The sequence below is a fragment of the Haloarcula japonica DSM 6131 genome, from assembly GCF_000336635.1.
In the GTDB taxonomy this organism is placed as follows: Archaea; Halobacteriota; Halobacteria; order Halobacteriales; family Haloarculaceae; genus Haloarcula; species Haloarcula japonica.
Map to the genome: position 1 here is coordinate 1 of NZ_AOLY01000042.1, position 26,702 is coordinate 26,702.

The 26,702-nt window shown below is 58.5% G+C and carries 35 protein-coding genes and 1 pseudogene; 12 read left to right on the forward strand and 24 right to left on the reverse strand.

The window, feature by feature from the left end:
* Together C444_RS17920 and C444_RS17925 are read right to left on the reverse strand one after the other, a co-directional pair.
* On the reverse strand, positions 1 to 875 hold an 875-nt coding region (locus tag C444_RS17920; RefSeq protein ID WP_004594466.1), incomplete at its 3' end, for a DUF499 domain-containing protein.
* Positions 868 to 1,095, reverse strand: a complete 228-nt coding sequence (locus C444_RS17925) for a hypothetical protein (protein WP_004594467.1) — start codon at positions 1,093 to 1,095, stop codon at positions 868 to 870. The genes C444_RS17920 and C444_RS17925, both read right to left, overlap by 8 nt.
* Before the next feature lie 365 nt (positions 1,096 to 1,460).
* Here C444_RS17925 and C444_RS17930 point away from each other — a divergent pair, with 365 nt between their 5' ends.
* The 5 genes from C444_RS17930 (at position 1,461) to C444_RS17950 (ending at position 6,289) form a co-directional block, all read left to right on the forward strand.
* Positions 1,461 to 2,213: a hypothetical protein gene (locus C444_RS17930; protein ID WP_004594468.1), complete on the forward strand. Its 753-nt coding sequence runs from the start codon at positions 1,461 to 1,463 to the stop codon at positions 2,211 to 2,213.
* Positions 2,214 to 2,345: 132 nt separating this feature from the next.
* Entirely contained in the window at positions 2,346 to 2,801 is a 456-nt protein-coding gene (locus C444_RS17935; protein WP_152420829.1) for a hypothetical protein, read from the forward strand.
* 46 nt (positions 2,802 to 2,847) lie between these two features.
* The gene (locus C444_RS17940; protein WP_004594470.1) at positions 2,848 to 3,207 is read left to right on the forward strand and encodes a hypothetical protein; all 360 of its coding nucleotides are present in this window, start codon (positions 2,848 to 2,850) and stop codon (positions 3,205 to 3,207) included.
* Positions 3,208 to 3,366: 159 nt separating this feature from the next.
* Positions 3,367 to 4,395, forward strand: coding sequence for a Cdc6/Cdc18 family protein (locus C444_RS17945; protein WP_004594471.1), 1,029 nt, complete (start codon positions 3,367 to 3,369; stop codon positions 4,393 to 4,395).
* Positions 4,396 to 5,032: 637 nt separating this feature from the next.
* Positions 5,033 to 6,289: an orc1/cdc6 family replication initiation protein gene (locus C444_RS17950; protein ID WP_004594472.1), complete on the forward strand. Its 1,257-nt coding sequence runs from the start codon at positions 5,033 to 5,035 to the stop codon at positions 6,287 to 6,289.
* 454 nt (positions 6,290 to 6,743) lie between these two features.
* Here C444_RS17950 and C444_RS17955 read toward each other — a convergent pair.
* The 3 genes and pseudogenes from C444_RS17955 to C444_RS17965 all read right to left on the reverse strand — a co-directional run bounded on the left by C444_RS17955 (position 6,744) and on the right by C444_RS17965 (position 8,749).
* Positions 6,744 to 7,341 (reverse strand): annotated as a pseudogene (locus C444_RS17955) (hypothetical protein).
* Between the two features lie 93 nt (positions 7,342 to 7,434).
* The gene (locus C444_RS17960) at positions 7,435 to 7,758 is read right to left on the reverse strand and encodes a hypothetical protein (RefSeq protein WP_004594473.1); all 324 of its coding nucleotides are present in this window, start codon (positions 7,756 to 7,758) and stop codon (positions 7,435 to 7,437) included.
* A gap of 172 nt (positions 7,759 to 7,930) precedes the next feature.
* Positions 7,931 to 8,749 (reverse strand): hypothetical protein, encoded by an 819-nt coding sequence (locus C444_RS17965; protein ID WP_004594474.1) that lies wholly within the window; start codon positions 8,747 to 8,749, stop codon positions 7,931 to 7,933.
* Positions 8,750 to 8,976: 227 nt separating this feature from the next.
* Here C444_RS17965 and C444_RS17970 point away from each other — a divergent pair, with 227 nt between their 5' ends.
* Positions 8,977 to 9,648 carry a helix-turn-helix domain-containing protein gene (locus C444_RS17970; protein WP_049909607.1) on the forward strand — a complete coding sequence of 224 codons (672 nt, stop codon included), beginning with the start codon at positions 8,977 to 8,979 and terminating at the stop codon, positions 9,646 to 9,648.
* Complete coding sequence (locus C444_RS17975; RefSeq protein ID WP_004594476.1) at positions 9,645 to 10,340, forward strand: nucleotidyltransferase domain-containing protein; 696 nt, start codon at positions 9,645 to 9,647, stop codon at positions 10,338 to 10,340. The genes C444_RS17970 and C444_RS17975 overlap by 4 nt, the downstream gene beginning before the upstream one ends.
* Positions 10,341 to 10,465: 125 nt before the next feature.
* Here the strand turns inward: C444_RS17975 and C444_RS17980 are convergent, their stop codons facing one another.
* From C444_RS17980 to C444_RS17995, 4 genes are all read right to left on the reverse strand, one after another.
* Complete coding sequence (locus tag C444_RS17980) at positions 10,466 to 11,395, reverse strand: ArdC-like ssDNA-binding domain-containing protein (protein WP_004594477.1); 930 nt, start codon at positions 11,393 to 11,395, stop codon at positions 10,466 to 10,468.
* An 88-nt stretch (positions 11,396 to 11,483) separates the two neighbouring features.
* On the reverse strand, positions 11,484 to 11,831 hold the full coding sequence (locus C444_RS17985; protein WP_004594478.1) for a hypothetical protein: 348 nt from the start codon (positions 11,829 to 11,831) through the stop codon (positions 11,484 to 11,486).
* 75 nt (positions 11,832 to 11,906) lie between these two features.
* Positions 11,907 to 12,908, reverse strand: a complete 1,002-nt coding sequence (locus C444_RS17990) for a DUF6610 family protein (RefSeq protein ID WP_004594479.1) — start codon at positions 12,906 to 12,908, stop codon at positions 11,907 to 11,909.
* A gap of 124 nt (positions 12,909 to 13,032) precedes the next feature.
* Positions 13,033 to 13,248 carry a hypothetical protein gene (locus C444_RS17995; RefSeq protein WP_004594480.1) on the reverse strand — a complete coding sequence of 72 codons (216 nt, stop codon included), beginning with the start codon at positions 13,246 to 13,248 and terminating at the stop codon, positions 13,033 to 13,035.
* Between the two features lie 189 nt (positions 13,249 to 13,437).
* Here C444_RS17995 and C444_RS18000 point away from each other — a divergent pair, with 189 nt between their 5' ends.
* Positions 13,438 to 13,587 (forward strand): heavy-metal-associated domain-containing protein, encoded by a 150-nt coding sequence (locus C444_RS18000; protein ID WP_004594481.1) that lies wholly within the window; start codon positions 13,438 to 13,440, stop codon positions 13,585 to 13,587.
* On the opposite strand, the gene C444_RS18005 is transcribed toward C444_RS18000, so the two are convergent.
* Positions 13,584 to 15,860 (reverse strand): heavy metal translocating P-type ATPase, encoded by a 2,277-nt coding sequence (locus C444_RS18005; RefSeq protein ID WP_004594482.1) that lies wholly within the window; start codon positions 15,858 to 15,860, stop codon positions 13,584 to 13,586. The two genes, C444_RS18000 and C444_RS18005, sit on opposite strands and share 4 nt — an antisense overlap.
* Positions 15,861 to 15,991: 131 nt before the next feature.
* Here C444_RS18005 and C444_RS18010 point away from each other — a divergent pair, with 131 nt between their 5' ends.
* Positions 15,992 to 16,591, forward strand: a complete 600-nt coding sequence (locus tag C444_RS18010; RefSeq protein WP_004594483.1) for an ArsR/SmtB family transcription factor — start codon at positions 15,992 to 15,994, stop codon at positions 16,589 to 16,591.
* On the opposite strand, the gene C444_RS18015 is transcribed toward C444_RS18010, so the two are convergent.
* Complete coding sequence (locus C444_RS18015) at positions 16,538 to 17,371, reverse strand: hypothetical protein (RefSeq protein WP_049909608.1); 834 nt, start codon at positions 17,369 to 17,371, stop codon at positions 16,538 to 16,540. The two genes, C444_RS18010 and C444_RS18015, sit on opposite strands and share 54 nt — an antisense overlap.
* A 102-nt stretch (positions 17,372 to 17,473) precedes the next feature.
* On the opposite strand from C444_RS18015, the gene C444_RS18020 reads away from it, so the two are divergent.
* Positions 17,474 to 17,881 carry a CopG family ribbon-helix-helix protein gene (locus C444_RS18020; protein ID WP_004594485.1) on the forward strand — a complete coding sequence of 136 codons (408 nt, stop codon included), beginning with the start codon at positions 17,474 to 17,476 and terminating at the stop codon, positions 17,879 to 17,881.
* Positions 17,882 to 17,884: 3 nt separating this feature from the next.
* On the opposite strand, the gene merA is transcribed toward C444_RS18020, so the two are convergent.
* On the reverse strand, positions 17,885 to 19,339 hold the full coding sequence (gene merA / locus C444_RS18025; RefSeq protein ID WP_004594486.1) for a mercury(II) reductase: 1,455 nt from the start codon (positions 19,337 to 19,339) through the stop codon (positions 17,885 to 17,887).
* A 78-nt stretch (positions 19,340 to 19,417) separates the two neighbouring features.
* On the opposite strand from merA, the gene C444_RS18030 reads away from it, so the two are divergent.
* Entirely contained in the window at positions 19,418 to 19,762 is a 345-nt protein-coding gene (locus C444_RS18030) for a winged helix-turn-helix transcriptional regulator (RefSeq protein WP_004594487.1), read from the forward strand.
* A gap of 101 nt (positions 19,763 to 19,863) precedes the next feature.
* Positions 19,864 to 20,418, forward strand: coding sequence for a redoxin domain-containing protein (locus C444_RS18035; protein ID WP_004594488.1), 555 nt, complete (start codon positions 19,864 to 19,866; stop codon positions 20,416 to 20,418).
* 42 nt (positions 20,419 to 20,460) lie between these two features.
* On the opposite strand, the gene C444_RS18040 is transcribed toward C444_RS18035, so the two are convergent.
* The 12 genes from C444_RS18040 to C444_RS18090 all read right to left on the reverse strand — a co-directional run bounded on the left by C444_RS18040 (position 20,461) and on the right by C444_RS18090 (position 26,592).
* On the reverse strand, positions 20,461 to 21,621 hold the full coding sequence (locus C444_RS18040; RefSeq protein WP_004594489.1) for a hypothetical protein: 1,161 nt from the start codon (positions 21,619 to 21,621) through the stop codon (positions 20,461 to 20,463).
* Positions 21,622 to 21,792: 171 nt separating this feature from the next.
* A complete protein-coding gene (locus tag C444_RS18045) occupies positions 21,793 to 22,329 on the reverse strand; it encodes a hypothetical protein (protein WP_004594490.1) in 537 nt (178 codons plus the stop codon).
* The gene (locus tag C444_RS22460; protein WP_004594491.1) at positions 22,326 to 22,481 is read right to left on the reverse strand and encodes a hypothetical protein; all 156 of its coding nucleotides are present in this window, start codon (positions 22,479 to 22,481) and stop codon (positions 22,326 to 22,328) included. The genes C444_RS18045 and C444_RS22460 overlap by 4 nt, the downstream gene beginning before the upstream one ends.
* Entirely contained in the window at positions 22,481 to 23,167 is a 687-nt protein-coding gene (locus C444_RS18050) for a DUF6166 domain-containing protein (protein WP_004594492.1), read from the reverse strand. Before C444_RS18050 ends, C444_RS22460 begins: the two co-directional genes overlap by 1 nt.
* Positions 23,168 to 23,323: 156 nt before the next feature.
* Entirely contained in the window at positions 23,324 to 23,623 is a 300-nt protein-coding gene (locus C444_RS18055) for a hypothetical protein (RefSeq protein WP_004594493.1), read from the reverse strand.
* A 53-nt stretch (positions 23,624 to 23,676) separates the two neighbouring features.
* Positions 23,677 to 23,898 (reverse strand): hypothetical protein, encoded by a 222-nt coding sequence (locus C444_RS18060; protein ID WP_049909609.1) that lies wholly within the window; start codon positions 23,896 to 23,898, stop codon positions 23,677 to 23,679.
* A gap of 49 nt (positions 23,899 to 23,947) precedes the next feature.
* A complete protein-coding gene (locus tag C444_RS18065; RefSeq protein ID WP_004594495.1) occupies positions 23,948 to 24,223 on the reverse strand; it encodes a DUF7389 domain-containing protein in 276 nt (91 codons plus the stop codon).
* A 23-nt stretch (positions 24,224 to 24,246) separates the two neighbouring features.
* Positions 24,247 to 24,648: a DUF6166 domain-containing protein gene (locus C444_RS18070; RefSeq protein WP_004594496.1), complete on the reverse strand. Its 402-nt coding sequence runs from the start codon at positions 24,646 to 24,648 to the stop codon at positions 24,247 to 24,249.
* Between the two features lie 79 nt (positions 24,649 to 24,727).
* Positions 24,728 to 25,123, reverse strand: a complete 396-nt coding sequence (locus C444_RS18075; RefSeq protein ID WP_004594497.1) for a DUF7567 family protein — start codon at positions 25,121 to 25,123, stop codon at positions 24,728 to 24,730.
* Between the two features lie 78 nt (positions 25,124 to 25,201).
* A complete protein-coding gene (locus C444_RS18080; protein ID WP_004594498.1) occupies positions 25,202 to 25,567 on the reverse strand; it encodes a DUF7568 family protein in 366 nt (121 codons plus the stop codon).
* Positions 25,568 to 25,570: 3 nt separating this feature from the next.
* Entirely contained in the window at positions 25,571 to 26,062 is a 492-nt protein-coding gene (locus C444_RS18085; protein WP_004594499.1) for a hypothetical protein, read from the reverse strand.
* A 107-nt stretch (positions 26,063 to 26,169) separates the two neighbouring features.
* Positions 26,170 to 26,592 (reverse strand): hypothetical protein, encoded by a 423-nt coding sequence (locus tag C444_RS18090; RefSeq protein WP_004594500.1) that lies wholly within the window; start codon positions 26,590 to 26,592, stop codon positions 26,170 to 26,172.
* Positions 26,593 to 26,702: the final 110 nt, after the last annotated feature.

Here is a 26,702-nt window from a genome sequence, read left to right on the forward strand (position 1 = left end):
TTGACCTCCTCAATGTGATCACGGACACCATCACGAACCCGGTCAGCCTGCTCACCAAACGCCGTATCCGCGATAGAGTAGACGACCGTGACGTGCTCCGACTCGGCAGCCGCTTCGAGGAGCGCCATCACGAACGAAAGCGTCTGATCGGCGAGCGTCTTGTCGCCGACAGGCGTGCCCGCGGCTTTGTTCATGTAGTCGGCGATTTCGTCGATCAGAATGAGGGCCGGCTGGTCGTGCTGAGCGAAGAGTTTCGAGAGCGTCCCCTCACCGGGGGCGTCCCGGTCTTGGTCGTAGTCCTTGAGGTACTCGTAGCCATCGAGCCCATAGAGCTGGTACGCGAGTTCACCCCACATCGTCCGGGTATTCGGAGCATCCGGATCGTCGTCGGCATGGCGGGCATCCTTGCTATCAGCCTTCGTTCCGATGAAGACCCCCGTCGCAATATCGAGGCCCTCTGCCACCGCATCTTGATAGTCGGCCGCAAGCTCCTCGTCGCCGTCCAGCAGGTAGTGCGAGAGGTCGTCAATATCTACGGGGTTCTCAGCAAGATGGTAAGAGGCAATGAGGTCGTGCGTTTTCCCACCACCGAACCGTGTGTCGAGACAGAGAATGCTCGAAGTATACGAGCCGGGGTCGTACTTTGTGGTCGCCAAGAAACGCCCCGTGAGATTGGAGAGCAGCGTGCGGAGACCCTCCGTGGGATAGGTCATATCGTAGAACGAGTCGGGGTCTCGATAGACTGGTGCTGCCTTCTCAGGGTTGTGGACGACAGTCGAGAGTTTCGCAGCGAACTGTTCCTCTTGGAGCGAGCCGTCTAAGACGTCGTCTCGTGGCTGACAGCTTTCGAAGAGAGAAGGGTACTCACTACTCATCGATTTCCTCCGTGGGTGAGGAATCGGCTTCTGGTTTGGATACGATTACGAATTCACACTCCGTGCTGTTCTCGATGATCGCCTTGGCGATCCCCTTCGACTCCGCGACATCGACCTTGATAGCGTCCCCAACCTCCGCATCGAATTGGTCGAGTTCGGGTCCCGACAGATTCACCCGGCCCGATTGGCCGGTGTTCTGTCCAATTGTCTTCTGAGTCATCTGGATAGTCACATCACCTAGCGGGAATGTTATAACCTTTACTTAGTCTAAGTTCCCGATTTGTAGTATGGTAGTTCTTCTATAGCCCCTCCCCCCACTACCCCCTGAATACTAAGTGACTGGGGGTAATCGGTCTACTCACAATGCAAATTAATCGCGGTCCTCGCGACCACCGATATGGGACGTACTGGAATCGTATCCCGGAGTGTATGCCAAGGCACGTCCCGGTAGCAGACCTGGGAGGCTTCTCCATACCCCGTAACGAGGGGGGAGTACCCTCTAGAGAGGAGTTCCCCTATCCAGTAGTCCCGGTCACCGACCAATACCAGTTACATCTGTTTCCGGCACCTGACCATATCCGGCCGATGCTGGTTCGGCTCACCGATGGCGAAGTGCTCACCGATGGTCACGAACCGTACGGATTCTGGTTGACCGTCGATGGGATTGCCGAAGCTCGAGAGACACTCATCGCACAGGCAGAGAACTATACGAACCAGACGGCACCTCGAGAGCTCGGAACCGCCCTCCAAGACGCACTCGTCACGGATGAACTGCTACACGACATCTTCTCAGAGCAACTTACTGAGAAGCTCCGTCCACCGACCGTTCGTTGGCTTCGTGACCGTACCAAGTCTGTAAGCGCAGACACTATCGAATACACCGGTGGAGCGTACGTCAAAACGGAGTGGACCATCGAGTTAGAGCCTGAATCAAACAGAGAAGAGCGATCCCCACGGACACTCGAGTTCCACACCGATGACCTCATTCAGCAGGATTCGCAACGGTTCACGGTTGATTACCGGCAGCTCTTCCGCCAGCAAATTCGATGCTCGAACACCTGGTGGACGGATCTCAGCAGATACTGGATCTCCTCGGCAACGGTCGAAGATATTGTAGACGACGATTATCCCACAGAAGACGAATCTGCATTCTCGCTCCGCCAATCGGGGAAGGCGAAGTACCACCTCGTACAGAATGAAACTGGGACGACCGTCTGTGGTCATGAAGCCCGTTCAGGCGACACCCGGGAATTCTCCCCAGATACGCTCCCGATGCCAGCGGCACTCTGCAATCATTGTTCTAGAGAAGTCAAACGACACCTGATTCCCAGAGAATAGTGTCGATTCGGGCTGATCGCTGATCGTGAGAGCTGAACACGATAGAATCAGGCGATTCGCAACACCTGTTTAAACCAGACAGAAGCGGTACAGCACCAGAATATTATGACGTTCCAGTCGTGGTATCTTCGTATGAGTATACCCGATCTCGCCCCGATACGAGAGTCTCTTGATGCCAGAATCGAGGAGCTGGAAGAGGAGCAAAAACGACAGGAAGAGCGGCACGAAGGAGATGGAAGCAACCCCGCGGTCTGGGACAAGGTGGAACCGAAAATTCGGCGAGATGTCGTGGAGGACTGCCAAGAGGATCTTGATGGCGTGGACGAACAAGACGAGGTTCTCCGAATATTGGCTGAATGGCGCCGTAACGAAAATCGAGAGTGGGAATTCAACAGGAACAGTTCCAAGGTAGAGAACGAACGAAACAACATCAAGAAGGCTGAAATTCGGATCTGGAAGGAGAAGCTCATAGAACTAATTCCCGAATCCGAATTCAAGACCTGCGGCCTCTGTGAGTCACTTCAATTGCCAAAAAGCGACCGGCGCAAGAGTCGGGGGTACGTATGGGAATGTCCTGACTGCTTCTAGTCTGGGCCCACGAACATCTATTATACTGACGACAAGAGGGGGGAGTATGGGCGCATCTGATTGGGCTGGCAGGATGTGTATGCGACTAGAAGAGGAGTTTAACATAAGCGAGGACCGGGCCCTCCGTATCACGACACTCGTTCGACTACTCCGAGGAGAAGGATATGAGGATGTCTTTGGCGAGTACGGAAGCGAGCGACACCAGAAAATCCAAGAGCAGCTGATCGACGAACTCGATAAGTCACTTCTCAAGCAGTCCGGCAATACGATCGAAGAACGCTGGAATAACCTGATGGATGAGTTGGACTGTCAAAGTCGCGCTGATAACGGAGTATACCTCATCCCCTGGAGTGAACACGAAGCCGACGACTGGCAAAATCCCGGTGTAACTAGTTCCCGCCCGTGACCTGATTCCGGAAATCCCGGAAGCCTTGAATTTCCACTAACAGGAATCGCGTTACTGCGAGAGGATTTTGTTAGGTTCGAGGGGGCTAATTGGGGTGTTTCCGGAAGCAACCCGGTCACGTTTTTAGTACTAGCCAGAAAACCAGTCTATCAATCAAAGATGATCCGCGATGCTCGCGTTCTCCGCGCCGGGTTCGTCCCTCGGGAAGTTGAGCATCGCGACGCTGAGGTCAACCACCTCTCCAGCGTCCTCGAGCCCATCACGAACGGTGAACCCGCCGACACGGCTATCGTCACCGGGCCCAGCGGCGCCGGCAAGACCTGCATCTCGCAGTTCGTCACCGAACGCCTACGTGAGGAGGTGCTCGACGTCGAGGCCACCTACGTCAACTGCTGGCGTAACTACACCCGATTTCGGACACTCTACCAGATCCTCGACGACCTCGGCGCGACCATCGACATCCACCGGCAGTCGACGCCCCACGACGAACTCGTCGATCGCCTCCAGCAGCACGACGGCCCGCGAACCGTCGTCATCCTCGACGAGGTCGACCAGCTGGAGGACCCCAGCGTCATTTACGATCTCCACAGCCTCCCGCAGTTCGCGATCATCTGCATCGCGAACAAGGAAGAGGAGCTGTTCAGCCGCGTCGACGACCGCCTCGTGAGCCGGCTGCGCTCCAGCGAACACGTCCGGATGGACAAGTACCACGACGAGCAGCTGTACGATATCCTGAGTGCGCGGGCGAAGTGGGGGCTCGACGAGAACGTCATCACCGACGACCAGCTCTACCGGATCGCCGATGCAGCCGCCGGCGACGCCCGCCTCGCTATCGGCATCCTTCGAACAGCCGCCGGCAAGGCTGACCGCGAGAACCAGGAGCGGATCACCAACGACATCCTCCTGGACGCCGCCGAGGATGCCCGGGCCCAGATTAAGCAGAAGAGCATCGATTCACTCACGCCACACCAGCGCGTCGTTTACAACATTGTTCGCGATCACGAGCCACTCGGGCCGAGCGAGATTCACGACCGCTATACCGAGAAGGTCGACGATCCTCGGACGAAACGGACAGTGCGGACGTATCTCTCCAAGATGGTCCAGTACAACCTCGTCGATGCGGAAGGCACGAGCCGGGACCGGGAGTACTCACTCGTCGGTTCGGAAGCTGCGTCGCCGATGCAGTAATATCCTGTCTCCGATTGGGTGAGATCGAGCGGCAATCAAGCGAACCCTTGCGGAATCGCGAAACGCCGAAATCACGGGATACTAGTACTGAGTGCCGACTGCGAATCGAGCATAGGCCATGAGCAGTTAACCAACAGACGGTTAATACATACGATTTGTTGGTTAACCGAAAGAGGTCCACGGTCATCATCGACTGGTGTCGGGAAGGGTAGATTTCGACTGGAATATCGGCCAGGCAACGATGGTAGCAGGGAGAGGGCGACCAGAGTTGCCAGTATTGCCAATAATACCGTCGTTTAAGTACCTCTCTCACTCCACCATTGCCAGTAACGAGGGGAGAATGGACGGGAGGGCAGAAACTGTCACGTCTCTAGTCTAGTTACTGTTATCTAAACCTACTACAACTAGTGGAGTTTTCGTTAGTGCGGGTATGGTTTAACGTACAATGTATTAAGAGTATCGCTAATTAGAGAGGGGGTCGTTGACCCCCTCCAGTTGTTGCAAAGGTTTACTGGCAATAGTGGAGTGTGTGTGTTTTATAAGTGGATGCGACACTGGCATAATTGGTTCGAGTGGTGGGTTAGTGGTGATACTGGAACCCATGGTTTTATGATGGTTCTTCGTCTTGAGTCCGCCTATGGGCCGATTCAATCGAGAATCGTTCATCATCCAAGACAAAGACGTCCTCCGGGATGATTACCAGCCAGAGACACTCGAGGAGCGGGACGAAGAACTCGACGAATATGCGGCCGCTCTCCGTCCCGTCATTCAGGGCTGGCAACCGAACAACGTCTTTCTCTATGGCGTTACCGGCGTCGGGAAGACAGCTGCTACGCACGATCTTCTTGAGGAGCTGCAAGAATCCGCCGGAGAGTACGACGACGTCGATCTCAACGTTATTGAACTCAACTGTACTGGCTGCACCACATCCTATCAGGTAGCGGTCAATCTCGTGAACGAGATTCGCTCTCCTTCTCACCCTCTCACCACAGTCTCGTCTTCGCGCGAACCGATGAGCGAAACCGGGTATCAACAAAAACGCATCTTCAACGAACTCTACAACGACCTTGAGTCGATCGGTGGGACTATTCTCGTGGTTCTGGACGAGATCGATAACATCGGCTCGGATGACGATATTCTGTACGAGCTTCCACGAGCACGCTCGCAATTGGATCTCGATGTGAAAATCGGTGTGGTCGGCATCTCGAACGACTTCAAGTTCCGAGAAAACCTCTCTCCGAAAGTCAAGGACACTCTCTGCGAAGAGGAAATCTTGTTCCCTCCGTACGACGCGACTGAACTGCAGAATATTCTCAAGCACCGAGCCGATATCGCGCTCTACGACGATGTCCTCGAATCAGATGTAATCCCATTGTGCGCAGCATTCTCTGCACAGGACTCGGGATCTGCTCGGCAGGCATTACGGTTACTCCGGAAAGCAGCTGATATCGCCGAGAACGACGCGATGGCGGGTGGAGAGGCGAAAATCACCGAAGACCACGTTCGGGAGGCCGAGCATCAGATCCAACGACAACAGGTTGTCGAAGGGATGCATTCGTTGACCCGGCAGGGGCAATATGTATTGCTGACTGTCTGTCAGCTAGCGGCAGAGGGAGAAACACCCGAACGGACGAAACTGATCTATGAGCGCTATCGAGAGGTTCTTCGTAATCACGGCAGTGAACCACTGAAACGCAGGCGAGTACACGACCACCTGTCGGATTTGAGCCTCCACGGGATCTTACGGTTGGTCGACTCGTCGAGTGGACGCGGGAACTACAACGAATACGAGCTTGATGTCTCTCTGTCGTCGGCCCTCGACGCACTCGAGAGCGAACTAGGTGAGCTCAACGACATTCGTGAAACTGCCAAGCGGCATCGGGTTCTGGAGTGACTTCTCAACCGCCAACACCAGTACTGCCAATACCCTCTCCACTTTTGCCAGTAACCGCGCAACCGTCAGTGCCAGTTTATCCAGTACCCTCTCCGGTGTTGCCAGTAACTCCCTGCCCCAATCAATCCGACTAGTTACTACCAGGACCACCGTTGCCAATTTCATCTAATAGCGTCTTACCCTCCGATTTTACTGGCAATAGTGGAGTGTCTGACAAAATCTAAACGACATTTCATTTACGAGCATTTGCAATCGCTCTCCAGTGGACTACTTATCCCGTGAGGGTTCGTGGTTCGAAGACCCAATCTTGCACGGATTCACCCCCGCACTTACTACTCGAAAACGGGGGATGTCTTCCTGTTCGAGTTCATTTGTTGTCTGGGCCATCGGTGAACAGGATTTCGTGGAGAAACGACAGAAACGTCGGGGGTGGGAGTAACCGATTCGTCTCTGTCTACGGGTATTCCTGATCACTCACGAGAGCCTCGGTACACTCGACGAGGTCGTCCTCAGTCGTCCACCGGCAGAGACGCCTAGCATCGTTGAGCATCTCGAAGATCGCGGTCTGCATTCCACTGTAGGGACTCTCGACGGCTACGTTTGTGTCGATCGCGTCCACATCTATCGTATTGTACGTCGTGTTTGAACACGTGCGTCTTCGCGAAGTACTCCTCAAGGGCTGTGAAGTAGCCCTGCTCGACGAGGAAGCAGCCCTGGGCGTGTTCGGTGACGCCCAGGATGACGTCTGTATGATCGGCGAGCAGCCGGAACTTGAGGTAGGTATTCGTCCACTCGCTTCGAATGTCGATCATCAGGAACGCGTACGCACCGGGCTGTCGGTTGAGGCGATCTTTTACGAGCTGGAGAGGACGGATTTCGGGTTTCCCGTAGCTGCCGAGGACAAAGTACGAATTCTCAGCTGAGAAGATCGGCGTGAGCTCCGCAACACTCTGTTTCAGCGCTTCGTATTCTTCCGGTGTGGGTGAGGCTTCGTGCAGATACTCGTCGGCTTTCTCGACGAGTTCGTCGACAGTGACCGGATCCTCACTCATCAACTCGGGACTTCTCTCGTACCCTGCGTCTTTCACTTCGCAGACGGGGTGTCTCCCCGAACAACTGGCCATCCGACTGAGGTACTAGTCCGTCTACTCGTCCGGATTTACTGGGGATTTGTACTTTGATTTGACGCGATCTCCTTCCCGCCACTGCCAGTAGTAGTAGCGGTTGTCGTTGATCTCCTTGATCGTGATCGTCGCCTTCGTCGGGACATCATCGGGGAGGTCATCGGGTCGCTCGTCGATCTCGTCTTCCTCCTCCGCTTCGGCAAGGCGGGCCTGGCGCTCGCGATGCTCGGCGAGGTCCTCGGCATAGTGGGCAACGTCTCGGAGCAGCTCGGGTGAATAGTCGTTGAGTGTGTCGATGACGTCGGTGGGGAGGTCCGCTGGGGGCGTCGGTGGCTCGTAGGACATGGGCCGATCTGTGTTAACCAACACAGGCGCAAACTGCATAGTTTTGTTGGTTAAGTTGCTGCCAACTGTTCTCACCGGTTCTCCAGCAGCCGTCTCACTACTCGAAACTCTCCATCAAGGAGTTTCGTCTGATGTTACAGTAGCCTCGGGAGATCTCGAACGCTGGGCGATCCTACGAGTTCGAGGGGAGACGCCCATCAGGTCGTGGGACCCGCCCCTGCTTGATCTCCTGATCGACTCGCCGGAGGTGTTTACAGCCGCCCTCGGGCGTACGCTTCCGCCAGTCTGGACACGTACACGACTCGCTGATCACGTCGACTTCATACCAGTTTCCGGACGCCGATCGGACCTCATAGCGGCCACCCTTTTCGAGCAGCGAGACGGCCATCGATTCGTCGACGGCACGGCTGGTTCGCGGCTCGAGGTCGTCGTGCTGGGTTGAGTGCTCCGTGACGACCATCCGATCGCGTACGTCGCCGGTGCGGCCGCCGTCTGGGGCAACCGCAGCTTCGGGATCCTGGAGCCGATTCGCAACCAGGGCCTCGACCGGATGCCCCTCCGGCCACAGATAGTGGACTTCCCGCCGCTCGCGATGGTCGTAGGAGCCACAGGCGGCAGCGCTCCCAGTCCAGACACGCCACGCCCCGAGTGCTGCCATCACGTCGACGATGACTCGCGGAACAGCGTCGTATTCGTCGGGGTAGAACACCCGGAACCGAGTACATGCCTCCTGCGGCGGAACCGTCTCCCACCACTCGACGTCGTCGTCCCAGCTGTTGCACATCGCGTCGTCCTCTCCGTAGCCGACAGTCACGCCGTCAATCTGCGGTACTTCCACCGATGTGTCGTCAGCCTCTCCTTCGAGCAGCCGAAGGACGGCGTACCTGAGATACTCGTGTTCCGGATGGTCCGAAGATTGGGCGACCTGCTCATGGTGCTCTGCGACTCGCTCTGCCTCGTCGAGAACGGTCGTTAGATATCGGTCGGTCATAGTTCGTGGAGACGGGACTGCGCCTCCGCCCTTCGGCGGGCGCTGAAAAACTTAACCAACGAATAGCGATCCATCGTATCCTCTGTTGGTTAATTCATCTCCGCTCAAATTCTGAGCCGGATCGGATTACCGGAGCCAAGAATGGTATATCTGTATAGAGATAATTTTATAGGGAATACGGGGGACAAGACTAATACCGTTAGATGCGATACCAATAACTAGCGATGATGGAGTACGTCGACGAGACCGCGGCGAAGATCATGGTCGCGGCCCGGCCGGGTGACTCGATCCGGCGAATCGCCCAGAAGATCGACGGCTCCTACTCGTGGGTCTACGACTGGATCGAGCGGTTGGAGGACGCAGGCTTCATCCGGCGTGAGGACGGCGTTTACATCGAGAATTACGCTGTCAGGGATCGCTACTACGATCTCGTCGCGGCCATCTCTCGCGCTGTTCCCCCCTCGATCGACGACGGCTACGTCATTCCGCACTTCGCCGGGATGCCCTTTGCGTACACGAAAATCGACGGCGTCTACGTCTGGACCCACGGCGGCTATCAGATCGCCCGCGGCCACGACGACTATCCGATCTTCATCCAGGTCGCCGATCAGGACGTCGAACAGTGGACGGCGTTCTTTGATGAGTTCGGGATTCCGAGCCGGATTGAAGAGCGGCCGGATGCGAGCGACTACGACGCGACCGTCTCGTACGTGTTGTTCCCGACGAGTGGGGAGATCACTCGCGAGTGGGTCGACGGCAATCCGGTCATTCCGTTGGACGAGACAATCGAGCACATGTTGGAGTACCGGGTGAACTACGAGCCAGCGTTGGAGATGATCGCCGACGAGTACGACCGTGATATCGACGCGTCCCACGAGGATCCGCGTCTCAATGCATGAGCCTCGGCGAACGCGAAGACGAGCTGCTGGACACCCTGGAGACAGTCATTGACGCTGACCTGCCGTACGTGCTCGTCGGTGGGTGGGCGATCGCGGCGTTCAATCAGCGCTTCACCACGGACGTCGACGTCGTCATTCCGGCCCAAGCGGTCGACGACTACACCGACCTTCTCACCGCCCGCGGCTACGAGAAAACGGCCGACGTCGAGCGAAACGAGCTCTACGAGGGCCGGACTATCCGGTTTACGAAAGATATCGGGAATCCGGTTCAGTTCGACGCGATGGTGGACGCGCTGGGCTGTCGCCAAACGGAAGCTGAATGGTCGTATCGCTATCTGGCCCAGCACTCTGTCACCGAGGAACTGCGAACCGGGCGCCCGGTAACAGCCAGGATTCCGGAACGGGAGTTGCTGTTCGCGGTGAAACTCCACAGTGGCCGCAAGGCAGACTCTCGGGATCTGGTGGTGCTGGCTGCTGGCGCGGATTTCGACCGGATCGCGACTCATCTGCATCGCGGAGAGTCCGAGAAGCTCGCTGGTCGCATCGAGACTGTCCTCAACCGCCTCACGTCGGAGGATTTTGCAGATGCATTCAAAGGAGTCTTCGAACAGCAAACGGTTCCCGAGCAGGATATCGATGCCGTCGTTGAGTTCCTTCGTGACCAGCAGCGCCGAATCGATTCTGAACGATAACATCGACTGTCGATGGGTATGTCTCGGGACCGATCGAAACACACGGGGTCGGGACGCCGAACGAATTAACCAACAATGTCGACAGAGTACCCTCCGGCGTTGGTTAACAGCCGGGAAGGGGGTGTTCAGCCCTCTACAACTGTGTCGATGATCTCCTGAGCGGTCGAACTGATCCGGCCGAGACGCTCCTGAATGCTCTCCGCATCGTCGTCCTGCCACGCGGCAAGATAGAACGCTGAACCGCTCGTATCCAGGTCGAAATACCGGCCGACGATGTACGCAACGGCTTCCGCTTCGACCTCGCGTTTTGCGCGCTCGGGCTCGTCGTCGCCATCGAAATGATGCAGCGCGTGGGCGTACTCGTGAATCAGCGTCACCGCGAGGTCGGCCTGATTCGCTCTATCTTTCGCTTCGACGACGGGTTGGCATTCGTGGAGGTTCCGGTGTTTGCAGACGCCTTTTGCGTCGCCATGCTCCCACTCAGCAGCGTCGACGACACGGACGTCGATATCGAGCGTAGCTGCCGCATCAAGGAGCGCTGGCACCAGGTCGTCGGCGTTACCAGTGGCCTCGGTTTCCAACTCGGGGAGCGGTTCGCCCTCGGTTTGAGACACATCGAAGACTGCCGTTGGTTTGAATCCAACCAGTCCTTTGGACCACTCCTCGGGCGATGTCTCGTCGTAGTCACAGTCGCTTTGCTCGTGGTAGCTCGGCGAATTCTCGCACTCCGGGCACTGCTTCGTAATAATGGGTGCCCAGATCCAGATCGCCTGTTCGCCCTCTTGGACGTGCCGGTCGAACTCCGATCTCCACGTATTGTAGCCCGCCACGCGGGTCGCCTCGGGACATTGGAGCTTGATCAAGAGGGTGTTGCGATGGGAGTAGTCGTGGAATCGGGACTGGACATCGAGCCACTCCTGGAACTGCTGGCTGGCTTTTGCCTCGTCGACATCTGCGACGAGCTCGTCGATCCAGTCTTCGATGGTACTGTGCATCTCGTCGTGTCGCGTGTCGGTCTCCTCGAAGGAAACCGACGGATTACTGGTCGTAGCCATTGTGTTCACCGAATCGAGGTTACCGCGACTGCAGCAGTTCAGAACGCGCCGCACCCCTCCAGGGGGCGAAGAAAAACCGCTCTGTCGGTTAGCGGAGCTCGTGGATTTCGTCAGCGAAGCCGACCGTGACGAGGTACTTGAGAAACTCGTCGAACCGCTCGACGTCGCTAGGCGTGTCAGTCGCAAGGTGGCGCGCCCACTCGATGGCCCACCGGAAGGCAGGATCCGTGCCGCCCTTGCCATGGATGTACCACCAGCGAGCCGCTTTGAGGACGACCAGTGGGTTCGTCGGTGGCTGTTCGCTTGCGAGACCACGGGTGATCGACTCGATTTCTCCGGGCACGTCGGCTGGTTCTATCTCCCCGGACTGGGTGTTCGAGATATCGATCGAAATCTCATCGACTGAAACGTCGTCTACAGTTTGTTGCTGGCTCACGGAAAGTCACCTCTGGACGAAGGCTCACGACCGAGCCTCCGCCCTCTCCCCGGGCTCGAAAAACAGCACGCTGCGTCATGCTGGAGGGATGTAGACACTCTGTTCGCCAGCGATTTCCTCGAGGTCGTTCCGATGGCGATGGATGAAGTAGCACTCGTAACTGCAGTACCCACAGACTGCACCGGTATCGTATTCAGCGACGAAGGGGCCGCGACGTGTTCGCCAGACGTTCGCTCCGCATTCGGTACAAGCTGCCTGTTCGAGATCGGCAGGACTCGGTCCCTCGTACTCGAAGTGTAACCCAGCGTCCTCTGGTGTCGTCTCGGGCCAGATCCCATGTGACTGCCAGAATTCGCGGATGCGAGCGAGACTATGGCGCACCGTCTTTCGCACGGTGACGTGGTCGGCGTCGCGACCGCTGTCGTCCCAGCCGTCAGCCGTCCAGAACTCGCCGAACTGTGCGCCGCGATGCAGTCCGTTCCAGTCAACGCCGACGATGTCGGCCGGCGGATCGTCAGAGAGCGTCGGTCTGGTCAGCTGTCGAATGGCGTCGAGCTGCTTGGGTGGGCTTCCGCCAAGGATGTGGACGCGCCGACCGCGCCAGTCTGCCGGATCGGAGAACTCGTGGGCCAGGCGGTCGGCGTATCCCCTTGAATACCCGAGGACGAGGGTTTCGGGTATCGCGTCGATCACCGCCCGCGACTTCGGAACGATGATGAGCTCGGCCTCGGGGTAGCTCGCTTGGATCTCACGAGCAGCAGCGACGTGGGCGTCGACGTCGTCGATATCATCGACGTCTCCGATGACCCCGACCCGTGGTTCGTACTCGAAAAAGCGGTCGACGAACCGCTCCAAATCGGGATTCCGGAAATCGTTGTCGAGCATTCCAACAGGAATATTGAGGTTTTGATACTGGTCCGTTTGATATCCACAATCTTCCCGAAATCCGGGGAGAAATCCGAGGGCGAGAGCATCGCCGGCGAAGGGAGCTCGGTGGAGGAACGCCACGAAGTCTGTTTGTCTGGCGGCGGCGATTTCGCGGGCGGTGCTGGCGCTGGAGCTCAGCTCGAGGGACATGATTAGGCTCGCGAGGCCGCTGCTGGCTGCCCCGCACCCTTTCAGGGGCCGGAAAAACCGAGGCACAGCAGATTAACCAACAATAGGGGGAACTCAAGCAGAGTGTGTTGGTTAAGAATAGAGCTTACTCTTTGTTCTCACGCAACTCTTCGGCCTTCCACTTGAGCCGGCGCAGGATTTGTGTTCGGTTCTGGTGGGCGTTCTCGTAGGCAACACACTCCTGGAGGGTTTCCATATCCGGAATCGTCGCGATCCCTGGCTTGATCAGGCGTGTGTTCGACGCTTCCAGACGCTTCTCTGGAGGGAATTCGTTACTCTCTTCGTCGTCAGTAGTCCCCATCTCGAAGAGCCTCCACCCCTTTGGGGCCGACACAAACAATTCTCCGGACGATGACGCCCCACCTCTAATAGGGTTAAAACCGATACAACAGTTACCGTAATGGCCATCCCCCGCGAGTGTTTATAATCTCGTATGGAGCGAAAGACGGTTTCCGTCACCGGGATGTCGTGCAACGGGTGTGAATAGAACGTGGAGACCGCCCTGCGAAACCTCGATGGTGTGAATCGGGTCGACGCTGACCACGACGCTGAAACGGTCGATGTGGTCCTCGGGGATGAGGTCTCCGATGATGAGGTGAACGCGGCAATCGAACAGGCCGGGTACGACGTCGTGGCCTAATCGGCCGCCGCTCGGCCGTCGCTCACGTCACCGCCCGTTCGTTCATCGAGGGCGAACTCGGTGTTGACATCCTCGCCCGAGAGGAGCTGCCCGGCGAAGCTGTTGGCGAGGACGGCTGAGACGGACAGCACCATCGCGAGCATCGCGAACACCGGGTGAACGAGCCCGGTCGTCGCGGCGGCGACGCCGATACCGTTGAACGCGAAGGCTGTCGCGAGATTCTGGCAGGTCTTTCGATAGCTCTCGTTCCCAATCTCGTAGGCGTCCATCACGCCGCCGAGCCGGTGGCCCATCAGGACGATATCCGCCGACTCGATGGCGATGTCGGTCCCTGCGCCGATTGCGATGCCGATGTCCGCCTGCGTAAGTGCCGGCGCGTCGTTGATGCCGTCGCCGACCATCGCCACACGGTGGCCGGCTTCCTGCAGGCGACCGATCTCTTCGCGTTTCTCGTCGGGGAGGACGTCGGCCATAACGCGATCGATGCCGACCTCCTCAGCGACAGCCTGTGCGGTGCGTTCGTTGTCGCCGGTGAGAATCACGGGCGTGATACCGGCGTCGCGCATCCGCTGGATGGTCTCGGCGGCGTCGGCTTTGATTTCGTCGCCTATGCCGATCAAGCCGATGAGGTCACCGCCACGAACAACTCCAGCAACGGTGAGGCCCCGGCCCTGGAGTCGCTCAATGTCGTCGCCGCCCTTCGACAGGTCGATTCCCTCGTCGCTGAGCCATCCCGGTTTCCCGACCAGCACGTCGTCGCTGGCTACCGTTGCCCGGACGCCCTTGCCGGTCACGGAGTCGAAAGCATCGGGGTCAGCGACCTCGACATCTTGCTCGTCGACGAATTCGAGGATTGCATCAGCGAGAGGATGCTCGGAGAACGCCTCTGCACTGGCTGCAGTCGTGAGTACATCCACCTCGTCGGCACCGAACGCGACGACCTCACTGACGGCGGGTTCGCCGACGGTGATGGTGCCGGTCTTGTCCAACACAACGTGGTCGACATCGGGAAATATCTGGAAGGCGTCGCCGGAGCGCATCAGGATGCCGCGGTTCGCCGCCTTCCCGCCACCCCGAATTAGGGCGAGCGGTGTCGCCATCCCAAGCGCACACGGATAACCGAGGACGAGAACGGCCAGCGCTGCGAACGCCCCGCGCTGGACATTGGGAGCTGCCCCCCACGCGAGCGGTGCGACCACCCAGAAGAGGAACGAGAGCGCGGCAATCGTCAAGACGCCTGGGACGAAGTACTTGAGGACGCGGTCGGCGAGCTGAATAATGCCGGGTTTCATCGCCCGCGCCTCCTCGATCTCGCGTGCCACCTGATTCAGGAACGCGTCCTCCCCGGTTGCAGTTACCTCGATGAGCAGCGTCCCGGTCTCGTTGACGCTGCCACCGATCACCGTGTCGCCGCCCGTTTTCTCCTCGGGGATGGACTCACCGGTGGCGACTGACTCGTCGACGGTGGACTCTCCCTCGACGACCGTCCCATCGACGGGGATGTTCTCGCCAGGTTTGACCCGGACGTAGTCGCCGACGTCGAGGTCGTCAAGGGGAACTTCCTCGACGTCACCGCCATCACTGACGCGGCGTGCTGTGTCGGGCTGGAGGTCGAGCAGGTTCTGCACGGCCTGTGAGGCTCGTGTGCGGACGATGAGGCTCGTATATTCGGAGAGGATGTGGTAGGTGGTGATGAACACGGAGACGGCGAAGAAGTGGACGGTCGGGAAGCTCGAGAAGACAAACAGGCCGAGTAACCCACCGAGGAGCCCTGCGAAGGCGCCCGCCTCTAGGAGGACGTGCTGGTTGAAGATCCCCCGGCGAAGGCTCTGGAACGCCTTCTGTTTGATGTAGCGCCCGGGACCGAACATCGTCCCGAGGGCCAGCCCCAAGGCCGCCAGATCCATCGCCGGTGACGCTGACTCGAAGCGTCCCATTACGAAAATCATCCATCCCATCAGGGCAGCGACAACGATAGATGCGCCGCCGGCGATGAGGAGGCGGCGCTTCCCGTCGGCGAGTTCGGCCTGCTGCTGCTCGTATCGTTTCGCCTTGTCTGGATCTCGGATGGTGTAGCCGAGGTCCCGGAGTGTGTCCTTCACCGCCACCTCGCTCAGCAGGTCGTCGTCGTATTCAACGAGAACTTCCTCGTGGGCGAGACTCACGTCGACGTCCTCGACGCCGTCGGTCCGGCTGTAGGCCTTCTCGATGCTTTCGGCGCAAAACGAGCAGGACATCCCCCCGACGTTGAATTGTTCGTGTGTCGTTCCCATCGTGCCTATTGATTATCGTGCGACGCGGATAACCATTATGACGAAACTCATAGCGGTTTCGAAGTACTGATACTGCTGTCGGGAGCGTGGCGTTACTCTTACCGTCGTCGTCCGCTTACCTCGTCACAATAATGCCGCTCCTCGAATCTGACGTGCCGATCCGTGAAGTCGTGACGACGGACCCGGAGAAAGCGAAGGCACTGGAGAACGACGTTCGGGCGAAGATCCTCGACATGCTCGCAGCCGAGGAGATGATGATTGAGGAAATCCACGATGAACTGCATCGTCGTGGCGAGGAAAAGGCGGAGACGACGGTGCGCCACCACGTGAACGTCTTGAAGGACGCAGGGATGGTTGAGATCGCCCGTCTCGAGGAAGCTGGTGGGGGGACGCGGAAGTACTACAAGTCGAACACGCGGATATTCTCGTATGACCTTCCAGAGGACGCTGAGCAGACGCTCGCTGGGGCGCAGGAAACCCTGACAGCCGAATTATCAGGACTCGTTGAGACGCTCTATGGGGAGCACGGCGACGACATCGAAGCGGTGGCACGAGAAATGAAGCCGTGCGAGTACTGTGCAACACAGCATTACGAGGAGTTCGTCCTTCGGGAATTGCTAAATCGCGCGCTTATTGACCTCACTGAGAATGGGACGGTGGAGAGCGTTCGACGTGATTCAGAAGACGCCGGCGATGAAGCCGAGTCCCATGACGACGAGGACGGTCGCTGAGAACAGTGGCAGGTACGGTGTATACTTCTCCACCGTTTCTTCATACTCCTGATAGCCGGCGATGAGGAGCATCGTTAACCCGACGATACCGACGATGACCGTCAGCGCATATGCGGTCATGAGTTCCAGACAGTACGTCGAACCGGCACAGAGGCCGATAATCTCGAATTCCTCCTCGTGAGCGAACCCGAGGACGAATGCGAACCAGGCGATTCCGAGTAGTCCGCGGTCGGCGTCAGTACCTGGATCGGCTCCGTGCTCGTGGGAGTGCCCGCCGATTCCTGGAAGCCGAGTTTTTACGCGTGTAAGAAGCCCATCTGAGGAGTGTTCGTGCGTGGGTGACGTGCCGTGACTGTGGTGGCTCGACTGCTCCTCCGTATGCTTATCGTGGTCGTGTCCATGGCTGTGCCCATGTTCGTCCTCGTGCTGGTGGGAATGACCGTGTGTGTACTCTCGAACCCCGAGTCCGATGAGTAAAACGCCTGCAACGATACTCACTGGACCGCCGATGGTAATGCCGCCAAGAATCGAGATCGGCTCGTTCACTTGGGTCAGCTGAAAGTAGGATTTCGCATAGAAGAACACGCCGACCATCGCCAGACTGCTAATGAGGTGGCCGATGCCGATTAGCAAACTGCTGGCGAGGCCGTAGAGCCACTTGTTGGATTGATCGAGCGCATAACTCGCGGCAACCGGCCATCCGTGTCCGGGCTCGATGCCGTGCACAAATCCGAGCGCAATCGCGCCGACCAATACTGGTAACGCCTCACCGTGGAGCATCATTTATTCCTCTATCCCTGCGCTGTATAGCGGTTGTTAAGACTGAAACGGGAATTCCGTAATAATCGAGGGGTCAAGACAGTAGGGGACCAATTGGGGAGTATGCGCACGAGCTTGAACGTGTCTGAGGATATTCTCGAGGAGTTCGATGAGACGTGGCAGGCTGAGGGGTTGGACTCCCGCTCGCGGGCGATTCGTGAAGCGATGCAGGAATACATTGAGGGACATTCACAGCTCGAAGAGGTTTCAGGAGAGGTCGTCGCTGTACTGGCGTTCGATTACCAGCACCACGAGGTAATTCATGACCTCCATTCGGCCCAGCACCAGTTTCAGGACATCATCGAAACGATGAGCCATACCCACCAGGGCGAGTGGTGTTTAGAGACCGTCTTCTGTCATGGCGATGCGGCGCGGGTGCGGGAACTCGTGTATCGGCTCCGTGATTTCGATGGGGTCGGTCGCGTGAAGACGATGCTCCTCCGCAGTACTGCGCCGGCCGACCCGGAGTGAGATTCACTCGATACAGCAACTCATCGTCGACGTGTCCCGTCGGAACGCCTGACAGGCCTGTTTGATCGCCTCGGAGAACGTCGGGAACGGGTGGACAGTATCGATGATGTCGTCGACGGTGAGGCCGACCTTCACCGCTAGCGTCGCTTCCATAATCATGTCGGCGGCACGGGGCCCGACCATGTGGACGCCGACGATTTCGTCGGTCTCGTGGTGTTTGACGACTTGGACGAGGCCATCCGTGTTCTTGACCGCCTTCGCCCGCGGGACGTCCTCCATCTGGACAGTACGGCACGAACAGGTGCCGTGTTCGTCCATATACTCGCGTTCGGTCGTGCCGACGGCTGCGACTTCGGGGCTGGTGAAGACGACTGCGGGGACGGCATCGTAGTCGATGCTGACGCCCTCGTTGCCGAAGGCATTCTTGACGGCGTGATTGCCCTCCTTGGCGGCGACCGTCTCCAGTTCGGGCTCGCCGATCACGTCGCCCGCTGCGTAGACGTCGGGATTCGTCGTCTGGAAGTGCTCGTCGACGTGGACTGTCCCGTCGTCGTTCGTTTCGACTCCTACCGTTTCGAGACCAATGCCCTCGCTGTTGGGCTGGACGCCTGTCGCGACGAACAGCGCGTCACCGGTGATCGTTCGTTCGGTGCCGTCGACAGTTGTTTCGACGGCAACGCCTGATTGTATCGCTTCGGCTCCCCCGTCGGCTGCTGATGCGTGGACGCGCCGGAAGTCGTTGCCGGTGACCACCTCGATACCTTCTTCCTCGAACGCGCGCTGCATCTCGCGACCAAGTTGGCCTTCCATGTCCGAGAGGATGCGGTCGGAGCGCTGGAGAACCGTCACGTCGACGCCGACGCGGTGGAGGATCTGGCCCCACTCCAGTGCAATATACCCGCCACCGAGCATCAGGATACTCTCGGGAAGGTCGCGCTCCTCGAGGATTGTCTCGCTCGTGTAGTAGTCAACGTCGTCGAGGCCATCGATAGGTGGCGCCCACGGTGAACTTCCGGTCGCGACGAGCGCTTTCTCTCCAGTGATGTGCGCGCCCTCATCGGCGCCGTCGACGACCTCGATTGTCGTGTCGTCGACCAGCTGGCCGTAGCCCTCGTAGATGTCGGTCTCGAAGTGCTCGGCGACGTCGACGTAGTTCTCCTGCCGGAACCGCTCGACGAGTTCGTTGGTGCCGTCGAGTGCGTCGGCCCAGTCGACAGTCGGTTCCTCAGGGTATCGAACGGCGTCGAAAGGATTCTCCGCCGCTGCAGCGCCGTTCTCGACGACGGCGAGCAGATGCTTACTCGGGACACAGCCGACGTTCACGCACGTCCCGCCGATTGGCAGGCCGGTGTTCACCATCGCCGTTGAAAGATCTCGGCGGCTCGCTTCAGTGATCGCGGCGAAGGCTGCGGCGCCACCGCCGAGAATCACGAGATCATAGTCAGAGGTGTGGGTCATCAGTGCCAATACTTTACGACGGGAAGTTCTTATACTCCAGAGTCCGAAGCTACAGAGAAGGTTGGAGGCTACGAAGCTATGGCAGATACTACCTCATCGGCGCCCACGTGCGATGTCGACGGGACGTGCTACTGTCCGCTCACAGGCGTCATCGACACATTGAGCCAGAAATACGCGATGCAACTCGTCAGCATCATCGGCGCACACGATTCGCTGCGGTTCGCGGAGATCGAGGGGCACCTCCCCACAGCGAGCACGTCGACAATCTCGAAACGCCTCGACGAATTCGAGGAGGCAGGACTCGTCTCACGGACGCAGTATAATGAAATCCCACCGCGTGTCGAATACGCGCTAACTGACCAGGGGGATGAGATTCGTTCGAGATTAGAACCTCTTCTTGAGTGGGCGACGGCGAAATCCTGACGTACAGGTTCTAGTGAACTTGATCCCATATCTGGGGGTCAATAAGTCAGGCCAGAGTGTTGGCCCAAAGACTATCCTTTCTCCGTGTGCTACTGTGACACATGATAAACGAGGGAGCGTCTGCACCGTCGTTTACTCTTCCAGGTCTCCGTGACGGAGCACAAACCGAGTACAGCTTGGATGAGACAACTGCGGATGATCGGGCTGCGTTGCTGGTCTTTTACCCGTTTGATTTCAGTCCTGTGTGTACAAACGAATTGTGTGCGATTAGCGATGCAGAGTGGTTCCAGCTGACACCAGCTCTCGAGGTTTGGGCAATTTCTGGTGACAGCGTCTACGCCCACCGAGCATTCGCCGAGGAATACGACCTCAATTTCCCGTTACTTAGTGATAGCTCCGGGAGCGTTGCCGAGTCATATGATGTCTGTTATGACGGATGGGAGAACCACGAGCGCGTCCCGCAGCGTGCCGTGTTCCTCATCGATTCCGAGCAAACGGTTCGATACAGTTGGGCGACAGAAGATGCACTCGAGAAGCCAGATTTCTTCCCTGTTAAAGACGCTCTTGAGACGCTGGGAGCGGAACGCGATGAACTCGGTCCTGAGGATGTCGAATTAGCAGTCGAATATAATGAGGAACCGGAACCGCTCACGTAAGCTGTTATTTGAGGATCGTTTCAGTGAACGCCGCTCCGACAATCAGCTCATCGCATCTTGGAACCGCTCACGGAGCGCATCCTCTCGCTCCTCGAACTGCTCAACGTTGGCCTGCAGGTCCTCGTTCACACGCTCGATGCTCGCGAGGGCCCGCTCGCCGGCGAGCGACGCCTGCGACCCGTCGTCGCCGTCCGCCTCCAGCTCCTCCTCGTAGGCTCGTTCGACGCGCTCGATGGTGCCCTCCGGGTTGAACAGGATGTCGTTCGCAACGCGAACGTACTGATCGAGGGACGTGCCCTCTTTCCCCTGGAAAAAGTGGGTGAGCGCGTACGTTGCGCCGGAGTGCAGCGTCCACATATCGATCTCGAACGGTGACGCCGCGTTCGCCTCGGTATCCTCGGCAGCACGCTCTGCGAGGTAGTCCGGGAAGCCAAGCAGACTGTAGAACTCCGTGACGGTGAACGGGAGCTCGGAGAACTCGAGATCGATCTCCTGCGCATCTCGGATGAACTCGAAGAGATCGTCGGCGACGAGTTCGACCTGTGTGAGAATTTCCTCCCACCAGGTTCGGAAGTCCCGCACGTCCCCGACGTGCTTGATGACCTCTTTATCGGTGAGCGAGCGCATCGAATTCGAGCAGTACCCGTCCTGAGCGAATCCCTCCACGTAGACGGCGTGCTCACCGAAGAAGTCGTAGCCGGAGGTCACACCCATCGTGATCGGGTCCGCCCGGCCGGGAAGCCGGACTTCGAGACCGTCGAACATGATGTCCATATGGACCTCGCCGCCGCCCCGGTAGCGACGAATCTCGCCGAACATCACGTTCCCGAGCGGCGTCCCGTCGATGGTCTCCTCGCGAAGGACTTCCTCCAAGGGCCTGTACACGTCCACCGGATTGATGATCGCGTAACTGTCCGTAGGAACGTGAAATAGTGGGTCTGCGTCGGGCTCATCGTCTGTCGCGTGGTCGCGCGCTCTCGTCGGCTCGACTAAGGCGTTGAAGCGCTCCGTTTCGACCCACTCGTCGGAGTAGGGATTCCGGTATGCGACTGTCGTCTCGACGGCCTGCGGGAGGTCACGCATCGTCTCGGCGAAGGACTTCGGTTCGTCGATCGTTTTCTTCCGGCGGTACCAGTCGGGTAGTTCTGTATCGGTTCGTCCGTCGACGCCAGCGAACACGGTTCTGGATTCTGGGTCTTTCATTGCAGTCACCTCGAAATCGAATTCGTCACCCGCGCCGGCGCTCTCATCACGCGCCCTGCGCCCCTCTCACGGGCGCAAAAACAACCACTCTTAACCAACATTCTACCCAAGAATCCAGTACTGTTGGTTAATCATCTGGACGGTCCCGACACCTGGCTTCGGCTCTTCAATTCACTCGTCGGCGTGGCGTCGACGGCGCACCTGCTCTGGATTCGGCACCCAGGGATGAACATCCCAGCAATGGAGGGCGTGCTCTCGTGCCGTATCGAACAGCGTCTCACACGATCCACATTCGTAGGCTGTCTCGGGCCAGCGTTCCGTGACGAACATCGCCGTCACCGTTGATCTGATTGGGTCTGGTGCAACCGACCGCCGGACGTAGTCGTACCCGATCACCGTCCGTCGACGAAGCGCCGACTGCACCAGCCGTTCGGGCCTGTCTGCTGGGAGATACACCCAGCGGACGAACGCCTGTTCAGAGTCTTTCGCCGACGGTTGGAGGATGAACCACCGATCGTGGTCGTCGCGGAAGAGATACCGCTCGCTTCCCCGATTTTGGAGATAGAGCGGAGTGCCGCGCCCGGGAATCACCCGCAGACCGATGGACGGGGAAATTGGGGTGAGGAGTCGCTCTTCCAGCGTGAGCGAGCGGGACTTACCAGCTGAATTCTCGGTCTCGAAGTCGTCAAGCGTCGCTTCGCCAGTCATGATTCGCCGGGATTCGTCTCGTCGGTGTCTTCCCCGCCTGTTCGTTCGTGCCGGTCGTTGTATCGCTCGAGTTCTCGGCCGATGCACTCCAGCGCCGTGACGGCGCGTTCGATGAGCTGGTACGTGGCCCGCGAGAGTCGGATGTTCTCCATCAGATGTCCTCCTCAGGCTCGACGAGGTCGTTACTCTCAGTGACGAGTGCCTGAACGGCTGAGGCAGGGTCGTTCTCGACCGGAAGCGTTCGATGGTCGAGCGGAGCAGGATACGCCCGGTCCCCCTGCGCACAAAGTATGATCAACCACTCCTCGCTCCCTTCGGCGAGGACGACGTAGTGGTCGATATCCCGACGTTGGAAGACTGTCCGATCTGTCCGGCTCACCGCACTCCAATTCGCCGGCAGTGACGATGACGGCGTCCCACCATCTGGCGTGAGTGCTCGGTACTCTTCGAATTCGGCGAGTGCCGCCTCGATTTCCTCTCCGGTGAGGTGCCAGCAGTCGGCTGGGCCATCACACACCAACTGACTGACCACGTTGTTGCGGAACTGGATGTAGTGTTGCTGGGCGACAGTTTCGTTGTCGGTGTAATCGAGGAGGAGCGCACAGGCGAGCTGTGCCGGTCCGCTTCCCGTATAGCCCCAGTCGAATCCCGCCGGGCTATGCCGCACGAGACCGAGACTTCGATTTGGGGAGAGGCGTTCGTGTGCGGTGAGGTTCAGGACCACTGGCGTTCCGTCGACACGCATTCCGACGTACTCAACGCAGTCTGTACTCGCCTGCCATCGCTCATCCGCATCCTGTACGACTGCTCGTGGGTCGGTAGTCGAATTCGTCTCCATCGTTGAATGCGGGCGTTCGGATTCCCCGCACCCCTGCTGGGGGTCGAAAAACCACCACCGGCTATTAGCCCCTCAGCCTCGCTTCAAAATTAGAATACAGACTATTATAGTTCAGACCATAACAATTTATCAGACAATCAATCGATAGAGGCAAGTCTATTCTTCGAAGAGACAGCGAGCGGCTGCATCGCCGCCAGCGAGGGTCTGCTGATTCTCGTCCGTATCAGCGAAGAGTGTTGACTGATCTCCCTCGGATGTTTGCTCAACTTCGGGCCGATCGTCGACGCCGAACTCACACGCCTCGGGCTGATCAAGACGTGAATCCCGGTCACGATGATCCACGTCAGCGCCGAAGTCCTCAAGCGAGGTCTCGACGCTTGTTTCGGTTACTTCGAGTTGGCCATCGTCACCGAATGCGGTCTGTCGTTGAATCTCGATCTCTGGTCGATCGCTCATCTGGATTGAGCCTCCACCCACCGAGGCTCCGACAGACACCTCCGGGCGTTGGGTCAATCGTCTTGTGCGCGGAGTTCGCTGGCCCGCTGTTCAAGCCGGCGGAGGATTTGGACCCGTTGCTGATTCGCGTTCTCGTAGGCGACGCAGGCTCGCAGCGTCTCCATATCGTTGATCGTCACGATACCAGCGTTGATGAGCCGCGTATTCGGGGGTTCGAGCCGTTGTTCTGGTGAAAGCTCGCTCACGTCAGTCGATTGACCGTCAGGGTTGCTCACTGATAATCGCCTCCGCCACTGCTGAGGCGACAAAAAACAGCCCTCGCCGTTACCCGTCTTCTTCGGGTTGGATTTGGCGAGCGTCCTCCGCGAGATCGTGGATGTACTCCCGAAGGATTTCCATGTCCTCGCGAGCGTCTTCGAGGGTCTTGCCTTTCGCTTTCGCGATTACCTCGTCCTGGTCCCTGGTGCCGGTTCCACGCTTGATCTTTACGGTGAGGGAGACGCCGACGTCACTTCGTTCGACGTACTCCGTTCGTGTCGTCTGTTCGCTCGATTCAGCCGATTCGCCATCCGTACGAGATGGTTGGGTATGTTCTGACATGGATTTCTTTCGGTGATTGGTATTTAGATGGACGGTGCGGCCGGCTCGCCGGGTGTTTCGTGAAGGATTGCGTCGATCTCGGCCCCGGTGAGTCGCCAGCGTCCAGCAGACCCAGCACAGTCCAGTTGGCTCACGACCTCGGTTTTGAATGCCTGGTAGTGGTCGAGAGCGAACGCTTCGTCATCCGTGTAGTCGAGGAGGAGTGCGAGCGCGAGTTGCGCCGGACCACTACCACCATATCCCCATTCGAATCCCGAGGGACTGTGATTCACCAGCGCGAGACTCCGTTCTGGCGTGAGCCGTTCTTGGCCGGGACGTTTCTCAACGATAGCCTGCCCGCTCTGCCGATATCCGACGTAGGCGATGTCGCAGTCGCTCGCTGGGCGTGTCTGTTCAATCGAGTGTGTGTCGCTAGGTCTACTCATCGGTCTGTTCGGGAGCTACTCGTTCGAGCACCCCCGCACCCCTCAGGGGGTGAAAAACAGTCCCAGGGACTGCTTGCCCCTACGCGAGATGGGAGATATCGGCTGGTTCGTCGACATCGTCGAACTCGCCTCGTTCGACCGGCTGCCAGTCATCGCCGGGTGCTGGACTCCACCAGTCGACCTTGTAGGCACCCGGTGCGCCGAGGATCTTCACCCGTGCCGACCCATCGGGTAGGTCGCGACGGAGCTTCTCGTCGACGTGGAGGTTCCACGTTGAGTGGGTGTCGAAGCAGGCCAGGACGGCCTCCTCGTATCCGCGTGTCTCTCGGGATTCTTGGAGTTCGACCTGTGTGTTGCAGTTCTTGCAGAACACACCTTCGAAGGGAATGTGACTGAATACCTCGTGTCCGCAGACGGGACACCAGAGGCACTCGAACAGTGCTTCGCTGTGGCGGTCGATGACTTCCAGACTCATCTGTGGATCTGGCCCGATTGAGACGGGCCACCCATTCTGGCCCAAAAATAAACACCATCGCAGATACGTTCCAATCAATCAGCGCTCGGCGCCGTACACGATTCTCGAGGATGCTTCGTACCCACAGCTCCGACACTCGAACCAACGCTGAACCTTCGCGCCGTCAGCCGTTTTTCCGCCGATTGCCACATCGCTGTTCGGACACTCGGGACAACTCAGTTCGGGCGCTGGCCGTTCCCGGAGCTCGTTACGGAACGATTTCGCGTCTTTCGTCTCGTACCCCCGCGACCACACTGGGTAGCCGTCGACGAGGATTACGCCACGCCACTTGTAGCGGTACGAGTCCGGTGCTCGGTGTAAGACTGCCCGAGCTCCGGTCTCGGTGTTCCGGTATGCGAGTGTGGGCGACCGACTCTCGCGCTTCCAATTTGTGATCCGGGACATCTGTTAGAAGTGGACGTCGGCGGGCACGATCCAGAGTTCCTCGCTCTCCTCCAGCACTCGATCCAGCTGCTCACGGTGACGGATCCCGTTCGCATATTCGTTGTACAGGAAGATCGTTGGCCCGTCGTAGGCGCCGACCTGGTGGAAGGCGTGCCGAGCGAGATCTTCGTCGCGCATGATCTCCTCATCGGAAAGTTCGTCAAGTGCCTCCCTCACCCGTTCGAGATTGCGCTCGAACTCCTCTTTCGTCGCCTCCCAGCCACGCTCAAGCAGGTCTTGGCCGGCATCGGAGTCGACGGGGGCTGCAGTCGGCAACTCACCCCATCGCGCCTTCCCCGCAACGGACGTGTCTTCCTTATCAAAAGTCACGTGGTAGTCGAAGACTGCGCCGGCGTGTGGGTCCGCGCCGACCAGGCGGTCGAACACCGACTTTCCGCTGGCCAGTGCGTCGTCGTGGGTCGATTCTTCTACCAGAGCGTAAATTACCATGTGCATCTCGAACACCTCGAAACGCCGACGCACCGGGAGTGGTTGATCGTTCGCTCCTGCTGCGCCGGCACCCATCGCCGGCGCTCGAAAAACCCTGATCTAGCGGTCGATTCTTAGGACTCGTTCGTTCGATCGACTGTGATGGTCAGGTTTCCGGACTCGTAGTCAGCTTCGAAGTCGACGGTGAACGCATCCGAGTCATATGCGGCGTGGTAGGCGCGGTGACGCCTTAGCGAGCCCGTCGCCTTGAAGTGGAAGAACGCAGCCGACGTGTAGGGCTTACTCTGCGTCTCGATTTGCGTCTCAACTGACGCCGGAAGTGCAATCTGTGGCGTGTCGGTGTCAATACTCGCAGCGAACGCCTTCGCTTCCTCGACGGTCGCCTGTGAATGTGCGGGCGTCTCGCCAGTGAGCACGTTCACCGGTGTCTCCGTCTCATCGGTGAACAGGACATCGTGGAAGGTGCGCGTCCCGAGGACTGCGTCGGGATCTAACTCGCAATCGTGGAATGGATCGTCGTCTGAATTCTCGGGCATCAAATCACGAGCCAACGGTGGGGCTCAGTCCTTTCTGCCCCAGACAAACCACAACTAGTCTCGATGTAGCGGAGGTAAGTCCCGAAAGAAGAGCGTCCTGCCCGCACTTC